Consider the following 22,817-nt stretch of genomic DNA (forward strand, 5'->3'; position numbering starts at 1 on the left):
ATCATTAATTTTGGTATGATAATTATTTGCGAAACTTCTTCTAAATTTACGCTTTTTAACGCTTTTTAAATCAATATCTTTTCAGATTGATTAATTTTGCAATAAAATCGAATTACCTAAATCATGTTTGTAGTTGTTTTGCGTCATTTATTCCGAAAGAATTTTATTGGAATTACCATTTTTCCTTTCATTTTTTTGAGAGATAAAAAACTGAAAAATGATGAAGTTTTAATCAATCACGAAACCATTCATATCATTCAACAACTCGAACTTTTGGTCGTTTTTTTCTATCCTTTTTATTTTATTGAATATGCCATTCGATTGATTCAATATCGCGATCAACACAAAGCATATCGCAATATTAGTTTTGAGCGTGAAGCTTATGCAAACGAACACAATTTGAATTATTTAAAAAAACGAAAATTTTATAATTTTCTAAAATATATCTAAATGATTTGGAACGATTTTAAAGCTCAAATTCAAAACATTGACATCAAACATTTAACTTCTCAAAATATTCAACTTTCTATATTAAGAGAAGATTTGATTCATCCAGAAATCTCTGGAAACAAATACCGAAAACTGAAATATAATTTTATTGAAGCTGAAAAACTCGGTTTCAAGAAATTGATAACATTTGGTGGCGCTTTTTCCAATCATATTGCAGCAACGGCGGCAGCTGGTCAACTTCATCATTTCGAAACTATCGGTATAATTCGTGGAGAAGAATTAAGTGATAAAATCGATGAAAATCCTACGTTACGTTTTGCTCAAAAATGTGGAATGCAATTGCATTTTATTTCCAGAGAAGATTATCGAAAAAAAGATGAAGTAGAATTTATTAATCATTTAAACACTAAATATCCAAACACTTACGTTATTCCAGAAGGAGGCACAAATGATTTTGCTATAAAAGGTTGCGAAGAAATTCTGTACGATGATTGTTTCGAATATGATTTTATTGCTTCGGCAATCGGAACTTGCGGAACAATTGCTGGATTGATTGAAAGTTCGAAACCTCATCAAAAAATTTTAGGTTTTCCGAGTTTAAAGGGAAATTTTATCCAAAATGAAATCGAAAAATTGACAAATAAAACGAATTTTACTATTTTTAATGATTATCATTTTGGCGGATATGGGAAAGTTTCGGATGAATTAATTACTTTTGTAAATGATTTCAAGCGAATTAACCATATTCAATTGGATCCTATTTACACTGGAAAAATGGTTTTTGGAATTTTTCAATTAATTAAAAATCATTATTTTAGTGATAATTCTAAAATTCTTTTGGTTCATACAGGCGGATTGCAAGGAATTGAAGGAATGAACAAACTTTTAAAGAAGAAGAACAAAAATATTATAGAATGAAAAAATTGTTATACGTTTTTAGCTTAGTGTTGACGATTTCGACGCAAGCACAAGAAAGTAGAGACATAACTTACATTCGAAAACACGCTATTTTAGCTGTTGAAGAAATGCAACTTTACAAAGTTCCGGCAAGTATTACGTTGGCTCAAGGTTTATTGGAAACTGGCGGCGGACAAAGTAAATTAGCCGATCAAGCCAATAATCACTTCGGAATAAAATGTAAAGGTCCTGAAGAATGGTCGTTGGATAAACCTCGTATTTATCACGATGATGATGCGAAAGGTGAATGTTTTAGAAAATATTCTTCAGTTGAAGAAAGTTATAGAGATCATTCTAAATTTTTAGCTTTAAGACCTTATTACAAAGCTTTATTTTTCTTAGATCCAACAGATTATAACGCTTGGGCAAATGGTCTGAAAAAATCTGGCTATGCAACTGATCCAAAATATGCTTCAAAATTAATTTCGAGAATTGAGAAATATAATTTAGATCAATTTGATAAGATTTCTCCAGAAGAAGTTTATACAAAATTGTATACATTATACAACAATCAGGATGATATGATGATGGCAAATAATTCATCGAAATCTAAAACGAAGAAAGAATCTAAAACAATCAAAGAAGAAATTGCATTAGCGTCTTATCAACCAAATAATAATAGTATAGAGAAAAATGAGCCTAGTGTAAATAACAAAACAATTGCTTACGAAACTCGTCCTCAAAATCCTACAACTCGCATTAAAAATCACAAGAATAATATTCCTTATATTGTTGCTCAAGCGGGAGAAACAATTGCGACTATTTCTAAAACATACAACAAAGTTCCTTCGGATATTGCGAATTTCAATGAAATACAAATGGGTTCTAAATTGAAAGATGGACAAATTGTATTTTTCGGAAAAAAGAAAACAAAAGGTTCTGATTATTCATACAAAGTACAAGAAGGTGATGATATGTACACGATTTCGCAACGTTTTGGTGTAAAAGTAAACAACCTATATAAACTAAATCGTATGGAACCAGGTGAACAACCTAAAATTGGTCAACGTATTAATTTGAAAACAAAAGTTAGAGCATAATGAGCTCAATAATAAAAAAAAGCTTCCAAATGGAAGCTTTTTTTATTTCATCATTTTGAGAATATCAACCAATTGTTGATTGATTCCTCCTGTTTGATAATCCATCGGTGCAGGCGCGCGATCAATCATAATATTTCCTTCTTTGTCTAAAATAATAAAAGTCGGAATGTATTCTATCTTATAATCAAAGCCAAAGTTATCTTCTCTTCCTGCAAATAACTGTACACCAGACATCTGATTTTCTCTCACCATTTTTTCCCAAATTGGCTTATCTTCTAATTTATCCAAAGAAACACTTACAAAATGAATTGGTGCATTATGAAATTGTTTTTCCAATTCTTTCATAAAAGGAATTTGAACTTTGCAAGGTCCACACCATGTTGCCCAAATATCCATGTAGACATATTTTCCTTTGAAATCTGATAAGTCAAATCGTTTTCCATTGATATCAGCCAAAGAAAAATCTGGTGCTTTTATCAATTCTTTCGGAATTTCTGATTCTGGTGATTCTTTTTTTGCAACAGAATCAATCTTTTCTATTTCAGCAGATTCTTCAATTTTTTGTTCAGATTTATTACAACTAAAAAATGTAAAAAACATTGATAGTAATAGTAGTTTCGTTTTCATTTTATTTTTCAAATAAGTATTAAAAAACTTGATAATATCTATAAGTCTTTCGTCAAAAATAAACATTTAAACGTTAGCAATTTCATAAAATACCTCAATTCACTTGACAAAGGGGTATCTGACATCGTATATTTGCAAAAAATTGTACAATTATGAAAATGAAAACCTCCGATTTCGACTTTACTTTACCTGAAGAACTTTTAGCAGATCGCCCTTCTGAAAACAGAGACGAAGCTCGCTTAATGGTTGTTCACCGTGACACCGGAGAAATTGAACATAGACAATTTAAAGATCTTATCGAGTATTTCGACGAAGGAGATGTAATGATTCGTAACAATACGAAAGTTTTCCCTGCTCGTTTGATGGGTAACAAAGAGAAAACTGGTGCTCAAATCGAAGTTTTCTTGCTAAGAGAATTAGATGCTGAGACTCGTTTATGGGATGTTTTGGTTGATCCAGCGCGTAAAATTCGTATCGGAAATAAATTATTCTTCGATAATGATGATACATTAGTTGCAGAGGTTGTTGACAATACAACTTCTCGTGGACGTACTTTACGTTTCTTATTTGATGGATCTTACGAAGAATTCCGTGCAAAATTGAAAGAATTAGGAGAAACTCCACTTCCAAAATATATTTTACGTGATGTTGAACCAGAAGATGCAGAGCGTTACCAAACAATTTATGCAAAACACGAAGGAGCTGTTGCTGCACCAACAGCTGGTTTACACTTTTCTAAACACTTATTAAAACGTTTAGAAATTAAAGGTGTTGATTTTGCTGAATTAACATTACACATTGGTTTAGGAACTTTTCAAGCTGTAGAGGTTGAAGATTTATCTAAACACAAAATGGAGTCTGAGCAAGTTATTATTCCTCAAGAATCTGCTGATCTTGTAAATCGTGCAATTGACGAGAAGAAAAAAGTTTGTGCTATTGGTACAACTTCTATGCGTTCTATCGAATCTTCTGTTTCTGCAGATGGTCATTTAAATGCATTTGATGGTTGGACGAACAAATTTATTCACCCACCATACGATTTCTCTATTGCAAATTGTATGATTACAAACTTCCACACACCAAAATCGACATTAATCATGATGATTTCTGCGTTTGCTGGACACGATTTAACAATGAAAGCATACAACGAAGCTGTAAAAGAAGGATACAAATTCTACTCTTACGGAGATGCAATGTTAATCTTATAAGACAAGTTTGAGTACAACAAAAAAAGATATACGAAAGCTTTCACAAGCTGAGATTGAAGATTATTTCAAAGAGATTGGAGAAAAATCATTCCGCGCAAAACAAGTGTACGAATGGTTATGGAAAAAGAATGCGCATCAATTTGATGACATGACGAATATCTCAAAAGCTCTACGTGAGCAATTGGGAGAATCTTTCCAAATTCAACCTGTTGAAGTTGATCTTCTACAAAAATCTAACGACGGAACCATCAAGAATGCGGTTAAACTTCATGATGGTAACGTTGTGGAATCTGTTTTAATTCCGACTGATTCTCGCACAACTGCATGCGTTTCTTCGCAAGTTGGTTGTAGCTTGGATTGTACTTTTTGTGCAACAGCGCAATTAAAACGTATGCGTAACTTAACAGCTGCCGAAATCGTCGATCAAGTTGTGATTATCGATGAAGAAAGTAAACGTTATTTCAATCGTCCTTTAAGCAATATCGTATTTATGGGAATGGGAGAACCTTTGTTAAATTATAACGAAGTAATTTCTGCCATCAAAAAAATCACGTTGCCAGAAGGATTGGGAATGGCTCCAAGACGAATTACAGTTTCTACTTCGGGAATTCCTAAAATGATTGAAAAACTGGCTGACGAAGATTTACGTGTTAACCTTGCGGTATCTTTACATTCGGCTCGAGAAGAAGTTCGTAATGTGATTATGCCTTTTTCTGTTAAATTTCCGTTGACGGATTTAATGGATAGTCTTCAATATTGGTACCAACAAACAGGTTTACGAATTACGTTCGAATATATTGTTTGGGGCGGTGTTAATGATAAAAAAGAAGATATCGATGCATTGGTAAAATTCTGTCGAAAAATTCCTTCTAAAGTGAATATTATCGAATATAATTCGATTGATGACGGAATCTACAAACAAGCATCAGAAGAAGCAGTTAACAATTATATCAAAGCTTTAGAATCCAACAATATTGTGGTAAATGTACGTCGTAGTCGCGGAAAAGATATTGATGCAGCTTGCGGGCAATTAGCCAATAAAACTGGAAATGATTAAAACAAAATCAAATGAAATATTTAGCCATATTTTTATTTTTGATTCTGACTAAATTCTCTTTCGCGCAAATAGTAGAAAACATCGATACAATTTCTATTGATGATTATAAAATGGAAAGTATCAACTTACCGCCTACTTTGAACGAAATTTCGACTTTAGAATATGAAAAAGAAGATAAAAATGTGGCTTCTTTTTGGGGTTTAAACGATTCTGATTCCAAACCAGAATTGTATCGTTTTGATGCAAAAACAGGTAAAATTATCAATACTATTTTCATCACAAATGCTCCAAATATCGATTGGGAAGAAATGTCTTCGGATGATAATCGAATTTATTTTGCTGATTTTGGAAATAATTTGGGCAAACGAAAAGATTTAGCCATTTATTTTATCCAGAAATCAAACATCGATTATTCAAAATCTTATCAGCAATTAAAAGCTGAAAAAATAGAATTTTATTATCCAGAACAAGAAACTTTTCAGTTCAAAAATATGACGACAAATTGGGACGCAGAAGCATTTTTTGTCTACCAAAATCAATTGCATATTTTTACAAAAGAATGGTCAAATATGTCAACGTCTCATTATGTTGTTCCTATTGACTCTTCTAAAAAACACGCAGCCAAAAAGTTAGAAACTTTTCCTACAAATTACGCTGTAGCTGCTGCTTATATCGATGCTGATGTAAATAGTTCTACCAAAGGAATTTATCTATTGGGCTACACAAAAGAAGCGTTAACTTTTATCAATTGGTTCGATTTGCCAAAAGATAACAATCAGTTATTCTTCACTTCTCAAGTTAAAAAAATAAGTTTACCTTTGGGCTTCACGACACAGTTGGGACAATTGGAAGGTATTTCAGTTTTGCCAACCGAAAACAAAATTTGTTTTAGCGGAGAGGAATTTAACTATAAAGGATTCTATGCAAAACAGGTTGTACATTGCATCAATAATTTTACGAATTAAAAAAATAAATTTTGGGTAACACGGTAGATTTGATTAAAGCTCCGATCGCGGAGGAAATGAAATTGTTTGAACAGAAATTCTTCGAATCGATGAAGAGTAATGTTTCGCTTCTTGACCGTATTTCCAATTATATCGTGCGCAGAAAAGGAAAACAAATGCGTCCGATGTTTGTATTTTTAACTGCAAAATTAAATGGCGAAGTACAAGAACGTACCTATCGTGCAGCTTCTTTTATCGAGCTTATTCACACCGCAACTTTAGTACACGATGATGTAGTGGATGATAGTACATTGCGTCGTGGTTTCTTTTCACTTAATGCGATTTGGAAGAATAAAGTAGCTATTTTGGTGGGAGATTATTTTTTGTCAAAGACCTTAATTATTTCGACTAAAAACAAAGATTTTGATTTACTTGAAGTTGTTTCGGTTGCGATACAGGAAATTTCGGAAGGTGAATTATTGCAAATCGAAAAAGCGCGAAAACTTGATATTACAGAAGATGTATACTTCGAGATTATTCGAATGAAAACGGCAACGCTTATCGCAGCTTGTTGTGAGGCTGGAGCACGTTCTGTTGGTTGTTCGGAAGAAGTAGCGAAGAAAATGCATCGCTTTGGTGAATTGGTTGGAATTGCCTTTCAGATCAAAGATGATTTGTTTGATTATACCACTTCTAATGCAATTGGAAAGCCTGTCGGAATTGACATCAAAGAACAAAAAATGACGTTACCGTTGATTTATTCAATTAACACAGCGAATGAAAAAGACAAAAAATGGTTGATTAATTCGGTAAAACGTTACAACAATGACAAAAAACGTGTACGAGAAATTATTCAGTATGTAAAAGATCACGGCGGAATTGAGTACACGCAAAAAATGATGAAACAATATAGCCAAGAGGCTTTAGATATACTATACGAATTCCCAGAAAGTGAATTTCGAAATTCATTGGAAACAATGGTGAAATACGTTATCGAAAGAGAAAAATAACAAAAGGACTTCTAATTGAAGTCCTTTTTGTTTTACATTAAGAATTAACAGTTCTAAGCTCTGGATGCGATATTGAAACAAGTTCAATATGACTCCGATAAATTAAGATCTATTTTCAATAATAAATTAGCGGAAAATGTCAAGCTGAATTGAATTCAGCTTCTCATCACTTTAAAAACTAAATCAACCTCACGACATTACGAATTAAGTCAGCTTGGTTCTAGACACTTTGTTTACAACATAAAAAAAGTCACTACAAACCGTAATGACTTTATATTTTGATTAAAACCTTATTTTTAAATGGATTTCTGATAAATATAATCATCCATAATATATCCATTTCCAATGTCAAATGTTTTTGATTCCATATTCTTGAAACCATTTTTCTCATAAAAACGAATTGCCTTCGCATTGTGTTTATTTACTGTTAAATGAACAGCTTTTGCACCTTTTTCTCTCGCATAATCTACAACTCTATTCAACATCAATTGTCCAATTCCTTTGGTTTGATTAGACTCTTTTAAGTAAATTTTAGATAAGAAAACAGTATTATTTTCATCTAATTTGTAATGTAAATAACCAGACGGAACATTATCTATTTTCAGGATTTCCCAAACGTCTCCATTTGCAATTCCTTCGTTTACTTTGTCATTATTATACATCATATCAATCATATAATTGATTTGATCTTGGGATAATAAATCTTTGTAACATTCGTTCCAGATCTCATTTGCCAAAGGTTGAACCAAATGAATATTTTTTTCATTAACCGTATGAAAATGTGGATAAACATCTAATTTAACTGGATTGATTTTTTGATTAACTTCTAAATTTTGTAGAATTTCATCTTTACGCTTTTCGATATCTGCAGAAAACATTTCCATTGTCCATTTACGTTTAAGATGATAGTAATAGAAAACACCAATAAATAGAAAAATAATTGTTTCTCCAATCCAAACAAATTTTGACTTACTCAATTCAACAGGATTCATGATATCAATATCAATTATACTAGTTACTTTAAGAGCCACTAATGCAAATACTAATAGAACAATTCCAAAAAAATACATTCCAATAACACTTAGAATTGTTTTAACTTTGTTCTTCTTAAAAAACTTAGCTAAAAAATAATATTGTACCGAGAACAAAAATAATATAATAAAATCCACTTAATTTAAATTTTTATATCTCACAAAAATACGAAAAATATGCCCGCAAACATTTATATTTGTATGAAACATATCAAAACAAAAAGTGATTTATTATGTATAGCGATAAATTTCAAAACTACTTACAAACGCAATTGAATGATTTAGAAGAACAAGGATTATTCAAAAAAGAACGCATCATTGCTTCTCCTCAAAGTGCAGAAATTACATTAGAAAATGGTAAAACATTACTTAATTTTTGTGCGAACAACTATTTAGGATTATCTGATAATAAAGACGTTATCTCAGCTTCTCAAAAAATGTTAGATGACCGCGGATACGGAATGTCTTCGGTTCGTTTTATTTGTGGTACGCAAGATGTACACAAACAATTAGAGAAAAAAATCGCTAATTTCTTAGGAATGGAAGATACGATTTTATATGCTGCTGCTTTTGACGCAAATGGTGGTGTTTTTGAGCCTTTGTTTACAGAAGAAGATGCGATTATTTCTGATGAATTAAACCACGCTTCTATTATTGATGGTGTTCGTTTATGTAAAGCTGCTCGTTATCGTTATAAAAACAATAATATGGCTGATTTAGAGGCTCAATTAATTGTAGCTTCAGAAAAAAATCATCGTTTCAAAATTATTGTAACAGACGGAGTTTTCTCTATGGATGGTATCGTTGCAGACTTAAAAGGTGTTTGTGATTTAGCTGATAAATACGATGCTTTGGTAATGGTTGATGATTCTCACGCAACTGGTTTTATTGGAAAAACTGGACGTGGAACACATGAGCACAACGAAGTAATGGGACGTGTAGACATCATTACATCTACTTTAGGAAAAGCTTTAGGTGGTGCAATGGGTGGATTTACTTCTGGTAAAAAAGAAGTCATCGAAATGTTACGTCAAAAATCTCGTCCATATTTATTCTCTAACTCTTTAGCTCCTGGAATTGTTGGTGCAGCTTTACAAGTGTTAGAAATGTTAGAAAAAGATACTTCTTTACGCGATAAAGTAATGTGGAATGCTGAATATTTCCGCAAAGAAATGGTTGCTGCTGGTTTTGATATTCCAGAAGGTGATGCTGCAATTGTACCTGTTATGCTGTACGATGCGAAATTATCTCAAGTTATGGCAGACAAATTATTAGATGAAGGTGTTTATGTAATCGGATTCTTTTTCCCTGTTGTTCCTCGCGACAAAGCACGTATTCGTGTACAATTATCAGCTGCACATACAAAAGAGCAATTAGATCATACAATTGCTGCTTTTACAAAAGTTGGTAAAGAATTAGGAGTGATTAAATAAGAATTTGTTTTTTCAATATTATATTAGCGACTAAATATTTTTAGTCGCTTTTTTTATATATTTAACTTATGCTTTTCAAAAATAAAACATATCAAATAACGACAAATCTTTCTGATCAAGAAGTTTTTAAAATACTGAATGATAATACAGAAGAAAAAAGAATTCGTTTTTCTAAAAGTAAATATGAATTTGAAGGGATAGTTTATAAAGATCATTTCAATTTGATGAAAACGATTAGCGGACGAAATAGTTTTAATCCTCAAATTATTGGTCATTTCAATACCAACGACAATAAAACCACTATTGTTTACAATTTAGAATTAAACTCTTTTGTTTCAATATTTTTCATTGTTTGGATAAGTATTGTGACTTTATTTTTTATAATCTCACTTTTTCAAATTATTACTAATGGAATTCATAATTTTTTACCTTTAATTTCTATTCCGATGTTATTTTTTGGATTCATATTATATTTTGTTGCTACAAAAATGTCTGAGGATAAAATCACTGAAACTTTTGAAAAATTATTTCAAGAAAAAGTTCAAGAAGTAAAATAATTCAACGCCACGAATTGTCTCTCAAAATCCTTACTTTTACAACAATTCAACGAAAGAAAATTTCAAAATGGCTCAATTCATAGAAAATGTTGTAAAAGATTTAGTCCAAAATCAAAAAAACTTTATCAACACCACTTTAGTTTTACCAGGAAAACGTCCAATGTTATTCTTCAAACAAGAATTTCAGCGTCAAGCGCAAAATATCATTCTTCCACAAATGAAAAGTATCGAAGAATTGATGAGCGAACTTTCTGGTTTAGAAATTATTTCTGGAATTAATCTATGGTTCAAAGCGTATCAAGCCTATAAAAAAATCGTTGACAAGCCTGATTCTTTCGAAGATTTTATCAAATGGGGACCAACTGTTTTGAAAGATTTCGATGATATCGATGCTTCTTTGCAACCTGCGCATAAAGTTTTAGACTATTTGATTTCGGTAGAACGAATTAGTCAATGGGGAGATGGAAAAATTGAGATTGGGAAAAATGAAATCATTCAAAATCACTTAACGTTTTGGGGAATTGTTTCAAAATTATATTTTCAATTACAACAAGATCTGTTGGATTCGAAAGAAGGTTATGCTGGGATGGTTTTTAGAATCGCAAGTGAAAAGGTTGAAGAGATTGTCGAAAACAGAACTTCACATTATGTTTTTGCTGGTTTTAATGCCTTGACAAAAGCAGAACAAGCACTAATTTTTCGATTAGAAAAAGAAAAATTAGCCACTTTATATTGGGATGCAGATAAATATTATTACGAAAATCCGAATCAAGAAGCTGGTTCTTTTCTAAGAAAATACAAAGAAAAAATAAAACCTATCAATTGGGTGGTTGATGAATTTTCGAGACCAAAAAATTTACAGACAATTGGTGTTGCAAAACAAGTTGGACAAGCAAAATATATTGCAGATTTAATTAGAAATCTCAACGAAGATGAGATAAAAAATACCGCGTTGATTTTGGCTGATGAATCTATTTTACCAGCAATTCTCAATTCGTTGCCCGAAAATATCACACATCTCAACATTTCGATGGGAATTCCGTTGCGTTCGGTTCCGTTAGCGCAATTTTTCAAATCAATTTTTGAGTTGCAAATGAATCGGGAGAAGTTAGGAAAAGGAACCATGTTTTATTTCAAAAATGTCTTACAAATTCTTGAAAATAAAACATTATCTCTTTTTAGCACAGAAGAAAGTCGAAGATTAATCGGTGATATTCGTTTACAAAATAGAATATTTAATTCTCAAAATTCGATTCAAAATGCCTTAAGAGAATCAATCTTTAAATCTATTTTTCATATTCCGAAAAGCATCACTGAATTTATTCATCATCTAAAAAATTGGACAGACGAATTACTGCATCATCCTTCGATGAACGATTTGTTGACAAAAGAATATTTGTTCTTTTTCAAAAAAGTTTTCAATCAATTGCACGAAAATTTGTTGAGTGTTGATGATATCAAAGATTACAGAACCTTGTTTTTATTGTACAATAAAATCGTTTCTTCCGAGACAATTTCCTTTATTGGAGAGCCTTTGAAAGGTTTACAATTGATGGGATTATTGGAAACTCGTTTATTGAATTTCGATAATATTATCATGACTTCTGTGAATGACGAAATTTTGCCTTTGGGACGACAAAACAATACATTTATTCCGTATGACATTCGCAAACAAATGAAATTGAATACATTTACCGAAAATGATTCGATTTATGCATATCACTTTTATCGTTTGATTCAGCGTGCAAAAAATGCTTATTTTGTGTATGATACAGAAGCTGACGGAATGGGTTCTGGAGAAAAATCTCGCTTTTTGGCTCAAATCAAATTTGAAAGTAATCACGAAGTGAAAGAAACTTTTGCTGCTCCAAGTTTTGTTACAAAACCTTTGAAAGAAATCATTGTTCCTAAAACTGACGAAACAATGGCTAAACTTCAAAATTGGGCTGAATATGGAATTTCACCTTCTTCACTTTCTACCTATTTACGCAATCCATTAGATTTTTATGAGCAACGCATTTTTAATGTAAATGAAGTCGAAGAAGCCGAAGAAATTGTAAGTGCAAGAACGTTAGGAAACATTGTACACGGCGCTTTGGAGGATTTGTACACGTCTTATATTGGGCATATTTTGCATGAAAATGATTTCAAAAATATCGAAAAAATAAAAGATAAAACCTTACAAGAACATTTCAGCAAAGAATATAAAGATGGGCATTTGGACAAAGGTCCAAATTATTTGATTTATAAAATTGCAGAACGAATTGTAGATGGAGTTCTTTCTAAAGATACGACTACTGCAAAAGAAAATGAATTTGTAATTCGAGCTTTGGAAAGCAAGCACGAAGTTGATTTTACACTAACAAATGGCAAAATTGTAAAGCTAAAAGGTGTAATTGACCGAATAGATTCTGTCAATAATCAAATCCGAATTATTGATTACAAAACTGGTTATGCAAAAGATATTTCTGTAAAAACCGAAGAAATAGAAACCGTTTACCAAAAAGAAGATAAAGCCAAACAATTGCAATTAATTTTCTATGCTCATTTATTTTATGCAGACAAAGAGAACTTAACTAAAGACATTGAATTGTGTATTTATCCAATCAAATTTCCAAATAAAGAATTAATTAAACTTTCGGTTGATAAAAATACAACCATCGATTATTCGATTGTCGAGAATTCTACCGCGCCAATGTCAACATTAATCGAAGAGATTTTAAATCAAGAAATTCCGTTCAAACAACCAGAATAGTACTCAATACACTATAAAGAAAACCCTTTGTAAACACTACATACAAAGGGTTTTATATTTAATTTGGTGTATAAATCGATTTATATTCTTAATAATTTGCTAAAAAATAGTAGTTTTGGAAAAGTTTAAAATCGCATAATGAAAAACAATAAACTTTTTATAGCTATTATTATTGCCCTACTTATCGGGGTTGCGCTTGGAGGATATGTACATTATAATACCTCGCCAGAATTTATTAAAACATTTTCGACTAACATAAAACTTCTTGGTACTATTTTCATTCGTCTTATTCAGATGATTATTGCGCCTTTAGTTTTCTCAACTTTAGTAGTTGGTATTGCTAAAATGGGTGATATGAAAATGGTTGGACGTGTTGGTGGACGTGCAATGGGGTGGTTTATCACAGCTTCACTTACTTCTTTGGTGATTGGTGCTATTGTTATCAATGTAATGAAACCTGGAGAAGGATTGAACATTGAAATCGATTCAAGTTCTGCTCAAGATTTATTAAAAGGTCAAGCTTCTCTTACACTAGAACATTTCATTACGCATATGATTCCTAAATCTGTTTTCGAATCGTTTGCAACGAATGAAATCTTACAAATCGTTGTTTTCTCTATTTTCTTTGGTGTTGCCCTTTCAGCTTACGGAAAAGAAGGAGAAATAATTACAAAAGCGTTAGACAAAATTTCACATATCGTCTTAATCATGGTTGGATACGTGATGTGGACTGCTCCATTAGGAGTTTTAGGAACAATTGCTGCTGCTATTGCAACATATGGATTCGGAATATTCTTACTTTATCTTAAATACTTAATCGCCTTTATAATTGGTATTTTACTTCTTTGGATTGTTTTAATTTTAGTTGGATATTTCATCTTAGGAAAACGAGTAATTGATTTATTAAGACACATCAAAGCACCATTATTAATCGCTTTCTCTACAACTTCATCAGAAGCTGTATTCCCAAAATTAGTAGAAGAATTAGAAAAATTTGGAGCTCAAAAGAAAATTATTTCATTTACTTTACCGCTCGGATACTCCTTCAATTTAGATGGATCGATGATGTACATGACATTTGCATCGCTATTCATCGCACAAGTTTATGGAATTCACATGCCAATCGAAAAACAAATTTTGATGTTATTAGTCTTAATGCTTACATCAAAAGGTGTTGCAGGTGTACCAAGAGCTTCATTAATTGTAGTGGTTGCAACTTGTTCGATGTTTGGAATTCCACCAGAAGGAATTGCGTTGATTTTACCTATTGACCATTTCTGTGATATGGCTCGTTCGATGACAAATGTACTTGGGAACGCCTTATCTACAGTTGCTGTAGACAAATGGGAAGGACACGTCGCAATTGAGCAAACATATACACACGATGATGATCATCACAAAGCTTAAAATTGCTTTTCAAAAATATAATAAGAAATGCGACCCTATACAGGTCGCATTTCTTATTATAATCTCATTCGTTAACCGATTACAATTCATTATATTTTGGGAATTTAGGATGAACAATTCGTTTCCATTCCGGATGCTTTTTGATGTAGGCATATACATAAGGACAATACGGAAACAAAGGATTTTTATGTTCCTCCAAATAAACCAATGTTTTATCTACCAAAGCAGCTGCAACGCCTCTTCCTCCTAATTCTTCAGGAACTTCGGTATGAATCAATTTGATAATATCATCTTCTTGTTTATAATCTATAAAAGCGATGTATCCATCAACATTCAGCTCAAAGCGAAAAGTTGATTCATTTTTTACAACCTGTAAAGGAATTAATTCTTCATTCATATTATTTCTTTTTTTATGACAATAATCCGATAAAAATCTGTTTTCAGAATTGATATACATCAAAAAAGCAATCAAAATTTTTGGTTGCTTTTTCCTAATATTTTATACTGATTTCAACTCTATTAATGTTATTTCTGGCCAAACACCTACTCTTCCTGGGTAAAAATGATAACCAAATCCGCGATTTACATTGATAATCTTTCCTTCAAAATCATAAAAACCTGCCCATTGCGGATACACATATTGCGCAGGACTCCAACGCAAACCAATTTTCGGAACTTCAATTCCTAATTGCATTCCATGCGTATGTCCAGACAAAGTCAAGTCAAAATGTTTCGGATGATTTTTCAATATCTCATTCCAATGCGAAGGATCATGAGACATCACAATTTTAAAATCTTCTGTATTTACATAATTCGAAGCTGCATCAATATCACCTAATTTCTTAAATCGTGTTCCCCAATTCTGAACGCCAATCAACGCAATTTTTTCACCATTCTTTGTAATAAATCGGTTTTCATTCAATAATAATTTCATTCCAATCTTAGGGAAAATCGCTTTAATTTTCTCAAAATTATCTTGCTTTTCTTCCTCCGTTTTCCAATCCGAATATTCTCCATAATCATGATTTCCTAGCACTGCAAAATTTCCGTGCGGCGCTTGTTTTATTTTCGAAAAAACATCGTACCATTTGTCCATTTCCCAATGAAAATTATTCACAATATCTCCCGTAAATAACAATATATCAAACTCTTGTTGATTGATTAAATCGACTGCATATTCTATTTTCTCACGATTGTCCAAACTTCCCGAATGAATATCCGTTATATGTAAAATCTTGAAACCGTCAAACGATTTTGGTAAACGTTGATAAGCCAATTTTTTCTTGATTACTTTGAAATTATATTTTCCAATTGTCATTCCATAAATCAAACTAAAAAAAGGTATTGAAGCCACTGTTAATCCAGAAATCATTACAAATTTTCGGCGAGAAGGTAAATAAGAATCTTCTTTTGTTGGATGATTTGTTGCACGATTAAATAGCCAACCAAATCCTCTAAAAATATCTTGAACCAAGAAAAATAGAACCAGAATAATTCGAGGAAAACCAAACAACATAAACAAACCTGTTGCCCACATTGTCGTTTGTGTTTGACCAACATTACGATCAAAAAAGATTAGATTATATCCAAAATTACCCAAAACAAGTAACCACAAAAGCATATTTCCGAAAAGAATATACTTGTTTTGAATAAATTTTTTAAAGTTAAAATACAGGTAAATTTCAAGTACGATTGAAATAATTATTAGCGTGATAACACTATAAACAAACATTATTTTATTTGATTTTGAACAAAAATAAAAGAAATCTTTCTAACAGTGATTTATTATTAAATTCTTAACAGAACATTATAAAATTTATAGATGATTCTACGCAAAAATTTGCGTGATAAAAACGTAACTTTGTAGCATATTTTTAAGCATAAATTATGAAAAATAGACTACCTGTAACGGTACTTTCTGGATTTCTTGGAAGCGGAAAAACGACACTTCTTAATCATATATTACACAACAAAAAAGGACTAAAAGTAGCAGTTATCGTAAACGATATGGGCGCGGTAAATATTGATGCTCAAATGGTTTCTCGCGAAAATGATTTAATTCAAACGGATGAAAAATTGGTTGAATTGAGCAATGGTTGCGTTTGTTGTGAATTGCGCGAAGATTTGATTGTAGAAATCGAGAAGTTGGCTCGATCAGGGAAATATGATTATTTGGTTATCGAAAGTTCTGGTATTTCTGATCCAGGTCCTATTGCGCAATCATTGGATTTTGTTTCGCCAGATGGTAAAATTGATTTGCCAAAAGTTGCGCGTTTAGATACGTTGGTAACTGTAGTTGACGCTTATAATTTCTTCAAAAACTTAGGAACTGATGAAGATGTTTTTGATCGTGGTTTTACAGAAAATAGAGAAGATAATCGTCCGATTGTGAATCTTTTAATTGATCAAATTGAATTTTCGAATGTGATTATTCTAAATAAAATGGATTTGGTTGAAGAAGAAACGTTGATGAATATTGAAGCGTTTGTGACTAAATTAAATCCTTCTGCTAAAATAATTCCTGCAAGTTTTTCTCACGTTGAATTAACTGAAATTTTGAATACCAATCTATTCGATTTCGAAAAAATTCAGGACATGGATGCTTGGGTAAAATTATTAGAAGAGCAAGAAAAAGAGGAACATCATCATCACGACCATGATCACGAATGCGGCGAACATTGTACGCACGAACACCACGATCATTTGGAAGAAAAATATGGAATGACTTCTTTTGTTTACAGACAAAAAATTCCGTTTCATGCAGAACGTTTTTTAACCTATTTGAATGATAATTTTCCTGCAACGATTTACCGTTCCAAAGGTTTATTTTGGTTAGCAAATCGTCCTGATGAAGCAATTTTCTTGAGTCAAGCTGGTGGTAGTATCCGAATTGATCCTGCGGGGGCTTGGTGGTGCTCGATGCCGTATGACGAAAGAATTCAGTTTGCAGCTTATCAATTCAATCAAAAAACAATTGACGCCAAATGGTCGAAAGAATGGGGAGATCGAATGATAGAACTTGTTTTTATTGGTCAAGGTTTGGACAAAGAAAAAGTTACACAAGAATTAAACTCTTGTTTGCTGAATGAGCAAGAAATTGCAGAATGGCAAGCAAAACATAATTAAAATAAAAGAGCCTTATTTCGAATTGAAATAAGGCTCTTCTCTATCATCCTTGTTCTGAAGATTTAAACAGATTATTGTATTTACCAAATTCACTTGTCCTTTCCTAAAGGCTCGGTTAATTACAAACAAGTATGTTTGTAATCAAATTTGGAACGAGTATTTATATTTTTTGCTTCTGATTAAATGAATAAATTAAGTAAAATAGAAATGGTAAAATAAATATCGAGCCGAGTAATAATGCCCAAGCTAACATATTTATTGTACTCATTGCGCCATAATCTGTCAATAAAGATAATGTTGAACCATCTTTGAATAATACCAAATTCGGAAAATGCGAATATGATGCTGCAAACAAAATCATCATCACAATTATTCCTGCATAAACTTTCAACAAAGAATCCTTCGCTTTATTTAAGGCTGAAAGTAATAATACAATCGAAATTGAAGCAATTGCAATTGCGATATAACCGTAAATTTCTGATGTTATCCAACTAAATAATGGAATGTTTTTCCAAAGTGAAACTGCAAATACCAATGCACCAGCAACAAAAATTAAAGCTGTATAAAGCTTCGCACGTTTTCTTAAAATCACTTTATCTTCTTCGTTTTTAACAGTTTGAATTGAATAAACCGAAGCCAAGAAAGCACAAATCACAACAGTAAAAATTCCAACTGAAAAATTAAACCAACTTAGCCACGAAAATATATATGCATCTTGAAACGAAAATGCATTATCATCAATACTTCCTGAAACGATAGATCCTGCAATTATTCCCAAAAACAAAGGCGTCACAACACTTGAATAGGTAAAAATGACATCGTACAGATTGTGCCATTTATCATTGATTGCATCATAATTTCTGAAAGTAAACGATGTTCCTCTTGCAATAATTCCCAATAACATGATTACTAACGGGATGTGCAAATAATTTGAGATTTCTGCATACATCTTAGGAAAACCAACAAATAAAATAACAATGACAATGATTAACCACATGTGATTTGCCTCCCAAATAGGTCCAATCGAATTGTACATAATCTTCTGCGTACGTTTTTTGTAACTCTTTTCAGAGAATAATTCGACAATTCCAGCACCGAAATCTGCTCCACCTAAAATTAAATATAAACAGATGGCAACCCACAAAAATGCTATTACTACGTAAATCATACTTAATGTTTTTCTGGTTTATAATTTGGATCTTCTGGATCGTAAAGCTTCGCAACCATTTGTATTTGTCGATTCATTAAGAACACTAAAATAATGGACAATGTAATGAATACAAACGTGAAAATGTAAAACGAATATTGTATTCCTGGCATTGGCGTGATGGAATCTACCGTTCGCATAATTCCGTAAATAATCCACGGTTGACGACCGACTTCTGTTACCGTCCAACCTGCTTCTAAAGCGATGTATCCGAAAGGTGTCGCAATCATAAACAATTTATAAAACCAGCGTTTTGTTCGCCAATCTTTCTTAAAAAATTGCGCAATCAAATAAATAACAGCTATTCCCATCATCAACATTCCGAATGTTATCATAATCTGAAAAGCATAATGTACAACTGCCACAGGCGGCCATTCATCTTTCGGAAATTCTTCTAGACCTTTTACAGGTGTTTTGAAATCTGAATGAACCAAGAAACTCAATACACCCGGAACTTTTATCGCATATTTAATCTCTTCTTTTGATTCGTCCACTATTCCACCCAAAACAAATGAAGCACTTTCTTCTGTTTTGAAATGCGCTTCCATCGCAGCCAATTTAATCGGTTGACGTTTTGCTACATCTTTCGCCGAAATATCACCACTCAAAGGTGCTAACATTGCTGCTGTAATCGCTAAAACAGAACTAATTTTGAATGCTTCGCGATGAAAATTTACATTCTTACCTTTCAAAATAAGATAAGCATGTAAACCCGCAACCGCAAATCCAGTCGCACAAAAAGCTGCAATTGTCATGTGCAACGCTTGTGAAAACCACGCATCGTTGAACATAGCTTTTACAGGATCTATGTTTAAATATTCGCCATTTATAAAATCGAAACCTGACGGAGAATTCATCCAAGCATTTGCAGCAACAACCAAAATCCCTGAAGCTAAACCACTAATCCCTACAATTACACCACAAATCCAATGAAACCATTTATTGAATTTGTCCCAACCATAAAGGAAAAAACCTAAAGCAATGGCTTCAATAAAAAAAGCTGTTCCTTCTAACGAAAATGGCATTCCGAAAATTGGTCCAGCGTGTTCCATAAATTTAGGAAACAATAATCCTAACTCAAACGAAAGCATTGTACCAGAAACTGCTCCCGTAGCAAATAAAATTGCAACTCCCTTACTCCAAGCTTTGGTTAACCCTTTGTAAATTTCGTTTTTAGTTTTGAGGTATTTGTAGTGAGCGATTGCCATCATAAACGGCATCACCATTCCAACACACGAAAAAACAATGTGAAAGGCAAGCGACATCGCCATTTGACTTCTGGCAGCAATAAAATCGTCCATAAGTAGTTGTTTATAATTTGTTTGTTGGTTAAAGTTACTAAATAAAAAGAGGCAATTCGATTTTGAATTGCCTCTTTTTATATGATTTTGATTATATGTGATTTTCAAAAATTATTCAAATAATCTACATTCGGTATTTGATAAACTTTATTACTATCAAAATTTTTAATTTTATTACCCCTTACCATAATTCTTTTAGTTCCAGACTCTGTTGAAAAAATAATTTGAAAATCTTCATCAAAATTTTTAGAATCTATTTGTTTAGCTTTATTTAAAATAACTAAAAGTTGTTTTATCTGATTGTCATTTAATTGTTTAATTTCTGAAAATTTTCCATTTGAATTACTATCAGGTCTTTCTAATATAACTTCTTTAATTTCATTAATATTAGATGGATAATTTAACCTATCAATATTTGAACATGAAATTATAAATAGAAAAAGTAAAACAATCTTGATATACATCTTAATAAAATTGATTTTCTATTTAGCTGTCGCAGGAACTAACCACTTGAATTGTGGTCCTACTTCAGGAATTACAATACGTTGCGAAATTCTATCCATTCTATCTGGGAATTTCATGATATAATCTCTTGCTTTTTCAGCCTCAGCATTCAATCCAGAGATTTTATCTAATTGCCAAGCTTCAATTAATTTTCGCATAATATCGATGTAATCAAACGCTGTGTACACACCAATGCGTTGCGCTGCATCTGAAAACGCATCAAACAAAGTTCCTCTTTCTTCACCAGAAGCTCTTAAGAAATGCGCTGGCATTACAATTTTAAGTTTGAACATATGTTGAACAGCTAACATCATTTCAGAAGGATCAGCTTCGAAGATACGACGAACGAACTCTGTGTAAGCTAAATGGTGACGCATTTCATCTCCTGCAATAATTTTACACATACGCGATAATTTTTTCGCTCCGTATTTTTTTGCAATTGCTGATACATTATTGTGCGATACATAAGTTGCTAATTCTTGAAAACTTGTGTAAACAAAGTTTTTGTAAGGATCGTGTGCTGTTCCAATGTCGAAACCGTCATTTATCAAATGTTGCGTTGTTACTTCAACCTCGCGCATATTGATACGTCCTGATAAATACAAAAATTTATTCAAAACATCACCGTGACGATTTTCCTCTCCTGTCCAATGGCGAATCCATTTTGCCCAACCATTTTCTAGGTAATTTCCTTCTTCATCTACCACACCGTCCATTTGCATCAACCAAGATTCGTAGGTTGGCAAAGCTTCCTCGGTAATGGTATCACCAATCAATGTAATCCAGAAATCATCTGGCAAATCTTTCGAAAGCTCTTGTAATTCTTTGATTTCGTCAAAAAAAGAATCTGTTTGAGAATTCGGTAAAAAATCTGTTGGTTGCCAAATTTTATCGGCTGGAACTAAGAATTTGTCCATATAAGCATCAATATCTTTCTCAAGAAATTGCATTACTTCCAGGCGAACATTATTTATTGACATATAATTATTTTATGCGGTTATACTACTTTTTACAGTTTTTTCGGTAAGCTCGAATATTTCATCAAACTTATAGTCACTCACTTTTAAGGGTTTATGGTATTGTATCGTTACTTTCGCGCCCAAATACATCGGGAATTTACCCCACTTTTCTATTTCCCACGTATTATTTAGCGTAACGGGAACAACATAAGCGTCTTTAGCATATTTCGTCAAAACTTTCAATCCATTTTCTTTGAAAGCCTTTGGTACTCCATTTTTGCTTCTTGTACCTTCTGGAAAAATAATAGCTGAATAATTATTTTTCTGAATGTATTGCGCTAATTTTTTTATTTCCTCTATTGCTTGTTTTCCGTTCTTACGATCGATTAATGCAGAACCTCCATGCGTTAAATTGTACGATACACTGGGAATTCCTTTTCCCAATTCTATTTTCGAAATAAACTTAGGATGATAATCAGCCAAATCATATTCCAACGGAGAAATATCATACATACTTTGGTGATTACTCACAAAAATCAATGGTACATTTTGTTTCAAATTTTCTCTTCCTTTATAGGTATACGTTGTACCTAAAATTCTTGTCCAAAAAACCAAAAGACCATTCATCACTTTTACACTTTTGTGATGAGCAGCATAACCTCCCAAATTGTAGCACAACCATTGCACAACATGCATTACCAACAACGTTAATCCATAAAAAATATAAAAGATTATAGATAACGGATAACTTAAAATTTTCTTCAACATTAGAAATTTAGACAAATTTAATAAAAAATTATGCTAAGCATAATATATTTTTCTAGGCGATTTACTTTATTAATTTCAAAGTTAACTTTTCTTGATGAGCTTCATCATAAAAAGTAATTTGATTTGATGATTTTACTTTAAAATATGCAGTTTTTTGCAAATTTTGAATCAAATTTTGAGGAATTTCGCAATCAGAATTCACTTGTTTTAAATGATTAAAAATTATAGCTTGATCTATTTTGGTATAATCAGCCGTAATAATTCCGCAAACCGTTTTCATTACCATTTTTTTCGTTGCATCTTCAAAAATAATGTAATCTCCTCCATCATTTATATTCCATTTACCCGACAAATCGCTAATTTCTGAAGTCACAACTTTAGTTTCGGAAACTGTTTTGGTTGGTAAACAACTTGTTAATCCTAAAACAAAAAACAAAAGTATTGCTTGAATTGTATATTTCACGTGGTTTTATTTG

22 protein-coding genes are annotated in these 22,817 nt (G+C 32.0%); 12 read left to right on the top strand and 10 right to left on the bottom strand.

Annotated elements, in window-relative coordinates:
- Nucleotides 1-123 precede the first annotated feature (123 nt).
- Genes N5D46_RS11820 through N5D46_RS11830 form a run of 3 tightly spaced genes read left to right on the top strand, consistent with a single transcriptional unit; the run spans nucleotide 124 to nucleotide 2,447 of the window.
- Nucleotides 124-450: a hypothetical protein gene (locus tag N5D46_RS11820; protein ID WP_038336313.1), complete on the top strand. Its 327-nt coding sequence runs from the start codon at nucleotides 124-126 to the stop codon at nucleotides 448-450.
- Nucleotides 451-1,368, top strand: a complete 918-nt coding sequence (locus N5D46_RS11825; RefSeq protein WP_280050071.1) for a 1-aminocyclopropane-1-carboxylate deaminase/D-cysteine desulfhydrase — start codon at nucleotides 451-453, stop codon at nucleotides 1,366-1,368.
- A complete protein-coding gene (locus N5D46_RS11830) occupies nucleotides 1,365-2,447 on the top strand; it encodes a glucosaminidase domain-containing protein (protein ID WP_280050072.1) in 1,083 nt (360 codons plus the stop codon). Before N5D46_RS11825 ends, N5D46_RS11830 begins: the two co-directional genes overlap by 4 nt.
- Nucleotides 2,448-2,489: 42 nt before the next feature.
- On the opposite strand, the gene N5D46_RS11835 is transcribed toward N5D46_RS11830, so the two are convergent.
- Nucleotides 2,490-3,074 carry a TlpA disulfide reductase family protein gene (locus N5D46_RS11835; RefSeq protein WP_181816294.1) on the bottom strand — a complete coding sequence of 195 codons (585 nt, stop codon included), beginning with the start codon at nucleotides 3,072-3,074 and terminating at the stop codon, nucleotides 2,490-2,492.
- Nucleotides 3,075-3,232: 158 nt separating this feature from the next.
- On the opposite strand from N5D46_RS11835, the gene queA reads away from it, so the two are divergent.
- The 4 genes from queA to N5D46_RS11855 are packed head-to-tail and all read left to right on the top strand — an operon-like array spanning nucleotide 3,233 to nucleotide 7,293.
- Nucleotides 3,233-4,282, top strand: coding sequence for a tRNA preQ1(34) S-adenosylmethionine ribosyltransferase-isomerase QueA (gene queA / locus N5D46_RS11840; protein ID WP_038336356.1), 1,050 nt, complete (start codon nucleotides 3,233-3,235; stop codon nucleotides 4,280-4,282).
- Nucleotides 4,283-4,289: 7 nt separating this feature from the next.
- Nucleotides 4,290-5,339, top strand: a complete 1,050-nt coding sequence (rlmN, locus tag N5D46_RS11845; RefSeq protein ID WP_038336309.1) for a 23S rRNA (adenine(2503)-C(2))-methyltransferase RlmN — start codon at nucleotides 4,290-4,292, stop codon at nucleotides 5,337-5,339.
- 11 nt (nucleotides 5,340-5,350) lie between these two features.
- Nucleotides 5,351-6,304, top strand: coding sequence for a hypothetical protein (locus N5D46_RS11850; RefSeq protein ID WP_125350211.1), 954 nt, complete (start codon nucleotides 5,351-5,353; stop codon nucleotides 6,302-6,304).
- Nucleotides 6,305-6,360: 56 nt separating this feature from the next.
- On the top strand, nucleotides 6,361-7,293 hold the full coding sequence (locus tag N5D46_RS11855) for a polyprenyl synthetase family protein (RefSeq protein WP_180906365.1): 933 nt from the start codon (nucleotides 6,361-6,363) through the stop codon (nucleotides 7,291-7,293).
- A gap of 296 nt (nucleotides 7,294-7,589) precedes the next feature.
- Here the strand turns inward: N5D46_RS11855 and N5D46_RS11860 are convergent, their stop codons facing one another.
- Nucleotides 7,590-8,462 carry a GNAT family N-acetyltransferase gene (locus tag N5D46_RS11860; RefSeq protein ID WP_280050074.1) on the bottom strand — a complete coding sequence of 291 codons (873 nt, stop codon included), beginning with the start codon at nucleotides 8,460-8,462 and terminating at the stop codon, nucleotides 7,590-7,592.
- A gap of 95 nt (nucleotides 8,463-8,557) precedes the next feature.
- On the opposite strand from N5D46_RS11860, the gene kbl reads away from it, so the two are divergent.
- The 4 genes from kbl to N5D46_RS11880 all read left to right on the top strand — a co-directional run bounded on the left by kbl (nucleotide 8,558) and on the right by N5D46_RS11880 (nucleotide 14,476).
- Nucleotides 8,558-9,757: a glycine C-acetyltransferase gene (gene kbl / locus N5D46_RS11865; protein WP_125350209.1), complete on the top strand. Its 1,200-nt coding sequence runs from the start codon at nucleotides 8,558-8,560 to the stop codon at nucleotides 9,755-9,757.
- A 68-nt stretch (nucleotides 9,758-9,825) separates the two neighbouring features.
- Nucleotides 9,826-10,314 carry a hypothetical protein gene (locus N5D46_RS11870; protein ID WP_221855776.1) on the top strand — a complete coding sequence of 163 codons (489 nt, stop codon included), beginning with the start codon at nucleotides 9,826-9,828 and terminating at the stop codon, nucleotides 10,312-10,314.
- Nucleotides 10,315-10,381: 67 nt separating this feature from the next.
- Complete coding sequence (locus N5D46_RS11875) at nucleotides 10,382-13,069, top strand: PD-(D/E)XK nuclease family protein (protein WP_280050075.1); 2,688 nt, start codon at nucleotides 10,382-10,384, stop codon at nucleotides 13,067-13,069.
- 138 nt (nucleotides 13,070-13,207) lie between these two features.
- Nucleotides 13,208-14,476, top strand: coding sequence for a dicarboxylate/amino acid:cation symporter (locus N5D46_RS11880; RefSeq protein WP_280050076.1), 1,269 nt, complete (start codon nucleotides 13,208-13,210; stop codon nucleotides 14,474-14,476).
- Nucleotides 14,477-14,555: 79 nt separating this feature from the next.
- Here N5D46_RS11880 and N5D46_RS11885 read toward each other — a convergent pair whose 3' ends face one another.
- Together N5D46_RS11885 and N5D46_RS11890 are read right to left on the bottom strand one after the other, a co-directional pair.
- A complete protein-coding gene (locus N5D46_RS11885) occupies nucleotides 14,556-14,873 on the bottom strand; it encodes a GNAT family N-acetyltransferase (protein WP_280050077.1) in 318 nt (105 codons plus the stop codon).
- A gap of 102 nt (nucleotides 14,874-14,975) precedes the next feature.
- Nucleotides 14,976-16,097: a metallophosphoesterase gene (locus N5D46_RS11890; protein ID WP_347881030.1), complete on the bottom strand. Its 1,122-nt coding sequence runs from the start codon at nucleotides 16,095-16,097 to the stop codon at nucleotides 14,976-14,978.
- A gap of 266 nt (nucleotides 16,098-16,363) precedes the next feature.
- Here N5D46_RS11890 and N5D46_RS11895 point away from each other — a divergent pair, with 266 nt between their 5' ends.
- Nucleotides 16,364-17,602 (top strand): GTP-binding protein, encoded by a 1,239-nt coding sequence (locus tag N5D46_RS11895; RefSeq protein ID WP_280050079.1) that lies wholly within the window; start codon nucleotides 16,364-16,366, stop codon nucleotides 17,600-17,602.
- 160 nt (nucleotides 17,603-17,762) lie between these two features.
- Here N5D46_RS11895 and N5D46_RS11900 read toward each other — a convergent pair whose 3' ends face one another.
- The 6 genes from N5D46_RS11900 to N5D46_RS11925 all read right to left on the bottom strand — a co-directional run bounded on the left by N5D46_RS11900 (nucleotide 17,763) and on the right by N5D46_RS11925 (nucleotide 22,804).
- A complete protein-coding gene (locus N5D46_RS11900) occupies nucleotides 17,763-18,770 on the bottom strand; it encodes a cytochrome d ubiquinol oxidase subunit II (protein WP_114999965.1) in 1,008 nt (335 codons plus the stop codon).
- A gap of 2 nt (nucleotides 18,771-18,772) precedes the next feature.
- Nucleotides 18,773-20,110 carry a cytochrome ubiquinol oxidase subunit I gene (locus tag N5D46_RS11905; protein WP_114999963.1) on the bottom strand — a complete coding sequence of 446 codons (1,338 nt, stop codon included), beginning with the start codon at nucleotides 20,108-20,110 and terminating at the stop codon, nucleotides 18,773-18,775.
- A gap of 104 nt (nucleotides 20,111-20,214) precedes the next feature.
- Complete coding sequence (locus N5D46_RS11910) at nucleotides 20,215-20,574, bottom strand: hypothetical protein (protein ID WP_125350396.1); 360 nt, start codon at nucleotides 20,572-20,574, stop codon at nucleotides 20,215-20,217.
- An 18-nt stretch (nucleotides 20,575-20,592) separates the two neighbouring features.
- Nucleotides 20,593-21,594: an acyl-ACP desaturase gene (locus tag N5D46_RS11915; protein WP_125350395.1), complete on the bottom strand. Its 1,002-nt coding sequence runs from the start codon at nucleotides 21,592-21,594 to the stop codon at nucleotides 20,593-20,595.
- 9 nt (nucleotides 21,595-21,603) lie between these two features.
- On the bottom strand, nucleotides 21,604-22,338 hold the full coding sequence (locus tag N5D46_RS11920) for a lysophospholipid acyltransferase family protein (RefSeq protein WP_125350403.1): 735 nt from the start codon (nucleotides 22,336-22,338) through the stop codon (nucleotides 21,604-21,606).
- Between the two features lie 64 nt (nucleotides 22,339-22,402).
- Complete coding sequence (locus tag N5D46_RS11925) at nucleotides 22,403-22,804, bottom strand: hypothetical protein (RefSeq protein ID WP_221855789.1); 402 nt, start codon at nucleotides 22,802-22,804, stop codon at nucleotides 22,403-22,405.
- Between the last annotated feature and the right edge of the window lie 13 nt (nucleotides 22,805-22,817).

Source organism: Empedobacter sp. GD03865 (assembly GCF_029840775.1).
Classification (GTDB): domain Bacteria; phylum Bacteroidota; class Bacteroidia; order Flavobacteriales; family Weeksellaceae; genus Empedobacter; species Empedobacter falsenii_B.